Below are 4657 nucleotides of genomic sequence, written 5' to 3' on the forward strand. Positions count from 1 at the left end.
CGCCGAGGGTGGCGGGTTGGTCGTAGCAGAGGTCGGTGCGGGGGAGGTAGTGGTCGAGGTAGGCGGTGAGGATCTCGGCGTCGGCGTGGGTGCCGAGGCGGGCCAGGGCGAAACAGTAGGCGCTGCCGGAGTAGCAGACCTCGCTGGCGAGGAGGAGGTCGCCGAGGCGCTCGAGGAAGCTCGTCCGCCGGCCGACACCGATCAGCCAGGCGGCGGTGAGGCGCGAGCGCCATTCGTAGGCGAGGAGGGCTTCCAGTTCGGCGTCAGTGATGGTGGGCGGTGTCCTCGATCACACGGCGGGCGAAGCGTTTGGCGTGCGGCCACCCCGGCCGCAGGACGCGCGCGCTGTTCAGTTCGAGGTAGCGCGGGTGGTCCGAGTCCTTCCTCGTCACGTAGCGCTCGATCACGTAGCCGTAGCCGATCTCCTCGGGGTACTGGAACGGCATCGGTCACTTCTCCGGGTACAGGTCGGTACGGTCGATCCAGGTGGGGGCGATGAAGATGTTGTCGCCGGCGGGGGCTTCGAGGGCATCCAGCAGGGACCAGGTGCGGGCCTCTTCGACCAGGTGCTCCCAGGGCGTGGTCCAGTCGAGTTCCCAGTTCAGGGCGGTGCCGGAGATGCCGTACGTGCGGTCGGCGTCGACCCGCCAGAACTGGGAGTGGAGGATCACCTGGGCGTGGTCGGCCAGGTCGTTGATGATCTCGGTGAAGTGGGCCGAGGGCCAGCCGGGGGCGTCGTTCGCCGCGGTGGCGCGCAGGCGCGCGGTGAGCGGTGGGATGACCGGGGTGCGGGCGCCGAGTTCGGTCAGCGCCCAGCGGATGCCGCTGGGCTCGGTCCAGTCCGGTGGGGTCGTCCTTTCCAAGCAGGCGCGGTAGGCGCGGCGCAGGGGCTCGATGGCGCCGTCGATTTCCAGGCTCGCCAGGGCCGTGGCCGCCCATTCGCGGATGGTGGGGTCGTCGCTGTCCAGCAGCCCGATGAGGGCGGGGCCGCAGCGGGGATCGCCCACCTCCTCGAAGACCTCGATGGCGGTCAGCCGGCCGAAGCCGCCGAGGGAGGTCAGTCCGTCGATCATGGCGGGGATGGCGACGGAGCCGAGCCGGATCAGTTCCGCGCGGGCGTCGTAGGACGTGTCGGCTTCGCCGTCGAGCTGCTGGACGAGTCTCTCTATGGAGGGACTCATGAGGCGGGCTGGTCGCGGCGCCAGAAGGTGGGAAGCCACCAGCAGAGCACCGAAGGATCCGTCGGCCACGGGGCCCATTCCTTCGCTCCCCAGACCTCGAAGGAGTCCTGTGCGAGGTCGATCGGGCGCCAGGCCGGATCGAGCGGTTCGTCCGCTGCCGGAGGCCGGACAAACCGTCGGCCGTGCTGGTCGCAGGCGCCGAAGTCCCGCTTCAACGTGTAGCGGGTGATTCCTTGATCGCCGGAAGCGGCTGGTCGGGGTAGGAAACCCCAGGTCAGGGGCCAGATCTTCGGGTCTGGCCCCTTCCTGTTTTCTCCTGCGGATTTGGGCCGTTTCCGGGTCGTGTGCTGACTTGGTGCTGACCCTCCGGCCGGGTGTCGGCCGGGGACCACGGGAGGTCAGACGGTACGGATGACAGGGGCGGGTTTGATGTCCTGGGCGTCGATGAGGGTGTGGATGTCGTCCGGGTCGGAGGTCCAGATGATGGCGCCGAGGGTGGCGGCCATGACGACGACGGTGGCGTCGACGACATCGGCAGTGCCTGCCTTGCCGCACAGGATGCCCGCAGCCTTGGCGGTCTCCAGGCCCACGGGCGCGACATCGCATCCGGCGAGGAACTTGCCGAGCCGGACCTGGCGCCGGGCGTCCCGCCACGCTTGGCTCACGACAACAGAGGGGACGTGGATGTCCCGGCCGTCCTCCAGAGCCAGATGGTGGCGGGCCCACATGTGCCGGTCGCCGTTGTCGATGGCGATGAGCGCACCGGCGTCGTACAGGTAGGGGATGTTCACGCGGCCGAGGTCCTCGAGCTGCTGAGGTACTCGGCGTCGGCGTCGGCCATCTCGGAGCGGGCGGCGGCGAGCTCTTCGGGGGTGAAGCCTCCGTGCTCCGCCTGCCACTCCTGGACCACGGCCCGTCCGGCTCGCAGCCGCAACTCTCGCTCAGCTGCTCCGGCGACGAGCCGGGACAGCGGGATGCCTTCTTCCTCGGCGGCGTCCGCCAGGGCCGCGACCAAGGATTCATCGAGGGTGATCGTCACCTTCTTGGTAGCCATACCAACACCATACTCTTATATGGCGTCGATGTGGGGCGGGTTTCGAGGGGGTGGGGATAACCCCTGAGTCCTTTCCGCTCGACCGCCGGGTCTGGGTGTGTTAATTCAACGGCCCTGTCCCGCATGCGGTGGTAACGGAAAGTCATTGCTGATGTGCCTGGTCCGAGATTCAAGGGGAGCAGCCGCAGACGCGCCATCGAGCAGGACCAGCACGGTGCCGACAGTCGGTTGTTCGCGCGGGAGCGGTGCTCGCCGTCACTACGATCGTCAGGGAGCCGGGGTGTCCCCGGCGGTACGAAGCGGGGCATGGACGTGAAAAGGGGGCGGGGCATGGCGATCTCGGCACGGGAGCGGCTGGCGCGACTGCTCGGTGGCTCGGACCCGGTCGGCTCGTTCGCCGCCCGGATGAACGCGCCGGCCGACGCGTTCCGGCTGGACGTGGAGGGTGTTGGGCCGGTGGTGCTTCCGCTGCGCGCGCCGCGTACGAAGAAGCTGATCGAGGTGGCGCGGCCGGCGAAGTTCGGGCGCGGTGAGGAGACGTTGAGCGACCCCGGTGTCCGCGACACCTGGGAGATCACTCCGGACCGGTTCGAGCTGGACGGGAGAGGGTGGGTGCCGATGCTGGACGCCGCCCTGGAGTACTTCCGTGACGAGCTCGGGCTGCCGGCGAAGACCCGGCTGCGGGCCGAGCCGCACGCGCTCCTCGTGTACGGCAAGGGCCAGTTCTTCCTTCCCCACCAGGACTCCGAGAAGGACGACGCGATGGTGGGCACGCTGGTGGTGTCGCTGCCTTCGGCGCACACCGGCGGCGAACTGGTGGTGGAGCACGGCGGTGAGAGCAGGGTCTACCAGGCGTCGAAGGAGCGGCTGACCTTCGTCGCCTTCTACGCCGACTGCCGGCACGAGGTCAAGCCGGTGAAGTCGGGCTATCGGGTGACCCTCACCTTCAATCTGCTCGCCGAAGCCGAAGCCGAAGCCGAAGCCGAAGCCGCGTCCGGGGACGTCGGCCCGGTCGCCGACCTCGCGGCTTGCCTGACCGAACACTTCGCCGAGCCGGCCCTCCCGCGCTGGGGAGGCCGGGAACTGCCTCCGCCGAACCGGCTGGTCTACCTGCTCGACCACGAGTACACCCAGCGCGGACTGTCCTGGAGCCGCCTCAAGGGTGCGGACGCCGAGCGCGCCGCGCTGCTGCGTGCCGCCGCGGCGCGGGCCGGCTGCGAGGCGGTGCTCGCGCTTGCCGAGGTGAAGGAAACCTGGGACGCCTACCCGCCCGGCGGCGGTGACCCGTGGGACCGCGACTACTACGACGACTCCTATGACGAGGAGGACGAGGAGGACTTGGCCCCCGGCACCGGGAGCGGCGCCGACGACTATGCGGACTACGAGCTCAACGACCTGATCGACGACGAGATCACCCTCGGCTGGTGGACCCGCCCGGACGGCGGGGGCGGCGAGGCGATCTGTCTGCCCGTCTCCTACGAGGAGCGGTGTGCCTCCACGCCGAACAAGAACCTGGAGCCCTTCCAGTCGGAGTATGAGGGCTACATGGGTAACTACGGCGACACCCTTGACTGCTGGTACCGACGTTCCGCGGTCCTGCTGTGGCCGCGCGAGCGGGCGTTCGCGGCCCGGGCCGAGGCCGGACCCGAAGGCGCGCTGGCCGAGCTGCGCGACCGGATCGCGGCTGGGGAGCTGGACAGGGTCCGGGCCGACGCGGCCTCGCTGGCGCCGTTCTGGCCGCAGACCGCGCCGCGGGACGAAGCGCTGGGTACGGCCCTCGAGGTCGCGGCCGGCCTGGGCGTGCCCGGGACGGCGGCGATGCTGCTGGAGCCGTTCCGCGCGGAGGTGCTCACCCCGGACCATGCGGATGCGCTGGCCGCGGTGGCCGGGGCGTACGGCAGAGAGTGGATGCGTGAACTCGTCGGGGGATGGTTCCCCGCACAGCGCGTCTGGCGCGTGTCCGGGGCCGACCGTGGAGAGTGGGTGCAGGGCCTGCCCCAGCTGTGCGACGCACTGCGCGCCGCTGGGGACTCGTACACGGCGCGGCTGCTCGCGGACGCCGCCTGGCGCTGGCTGGAGGAAGAGCTGGGCCTGTGGTGCGCCCGGGCGCGGGCCGAGGAGCGCGGGCCGCGCCTGGCCGAACTCGGCCCGCCCTTGGCACGCGTCTGGCAGGCGGCCGAGGACGAGCGGCGGGCCGCGATTGCGCAGGCGCTGCGCGGATACCCGGACACCGTCCTGGAGTGCGTGGTCCCGGCCCTGCGCGCGGCGGCGAAGCTGCCGGCACAAGTGCGCGGGGCGGCGGGGGTCGCGTTGCTCGCGCGGGACTGCGTCGGGCGTCTCGAGGCGTTCCTCGCCACCCCGCAGCGCGCCGAGGGCGACTGGTCGATCACCTGGGCGGGCTGCGGGGTGGCGAGGAACGCCT

The 4657-nt window shown here is 70.7% G+C and carries 6 protein-coding genes; 1 reads left to right on the top strand and 5 read right to left on the bottom strand.

The window, feature by feature from the left end; all coding sequences use genetic code 11:
• From C1I97_RS42560 to C1I97_RS31815, 5 genes are all read right to left on the bottom strand, one after another.
• Nucleotides 1-271, bottom strand: a 271-nt coding sequence (locus C1I97_RS42560; protein ID WP_309147841.1) for a DUF6000 family protein, incomplete at its 3' end; no start/stop codon positions are given.
• On the bottom strand, nt 264-446 hold the full coding sequence (locus C1I97_RS42565) for a hypothetical protein (RefSeq protein ID WP_111006519.1): 183 nt from the start codon (nt 444-446) through the stop codon (nt 264-266). The genes C1I97_RS42565 and C1I97_RS42560, both read right to left, overlap by 8 nt.
• 3 nt (nt 447-449) lie before the next feature.
• Nucleotides 450-1181, bottom strand: coding sequence for a HEAT repeat domain-containing protein (locus C1I97_RS31800; RefSeq protein ID WP_111006520.1), 732 nt, complete (start codon nt 1179-1181; stop codon nt 450-452).
• A 398-nt stretch (nt 1182-1579) separates the two neighbouring features.
• Nucleotides 1580-1972 carry a twitching motility protein PilT gene (locus C1I97_RS31810; RefSeq protein ID WP_111006521.1) on the bottom strand — a complete coding sequence of 131 codons (393 nt, stop codon included), beginning with the start codon at nt 1970-1972 and terminating at the stop codon, nt 1580-1582.
• The gene (locus C1I97_RS31815) at nt 1969-2235 is read right to left on the bottom strand and encodes a hypothetical protein (protein WP_111006522.1); all 267 of its coding nucleotides are present in this window, start codon (nt 2233-2235) and stop codon (nt 1969-1971) included. The genes C1I97_RS31810 and C1I97_RS31815 overlap by 4 nt, the downstream gene beginning before the upstream one ends.
• Before the next feature lie 330 nt (nt 2236-2565).
• Here C1I97_RS31815 and C1I97_RS31820 point away from each other — a divergent pair.
• Nucleotides 2566-4657 (top strand): 2OG-Fe(II) oxygenase (locus tag C1I97_RS31820; protein ID WP_111006523.1); only part of this gene is annotated, 2092 nt, incomplete at its 3' end.

The sequence above is a fragment of the Streptomyces sp. NTH33 genome, assembly GCF_003236365.1.
Taxonomy (GTDB): domain Bacteria; phylum Actinomycetota; class Actinomycetes; order Streptomycetales; family Streptomycetaceae; genus Streptomyces.

Excerpts from the sequence above, each read along its gene's own strand:
- C1I97_RS31800 (WP_111006520.1), bottom strand. The coding sequence starts at position 1,181 with ATGAGTCCCTCCATAGAGAGACTCGTCCAGCAGCTCGACGGCGAAGCC.
- C1I97_RS42565 (WP_111006519.1), bottom strand. The coding sequence starts at position 446 with ATGCCGTTCCAGTACCCCGAGGAGATCGGCTACGGCTACGTGATCGAG.
- C1I97_RS31815 (WP_111006522.1), bottom strand. The coding sequence starts at position 2,235 with ATGGCTACCAAGAAGGTGACGATCACCCTCGATGAATCCTTGGTCGCG.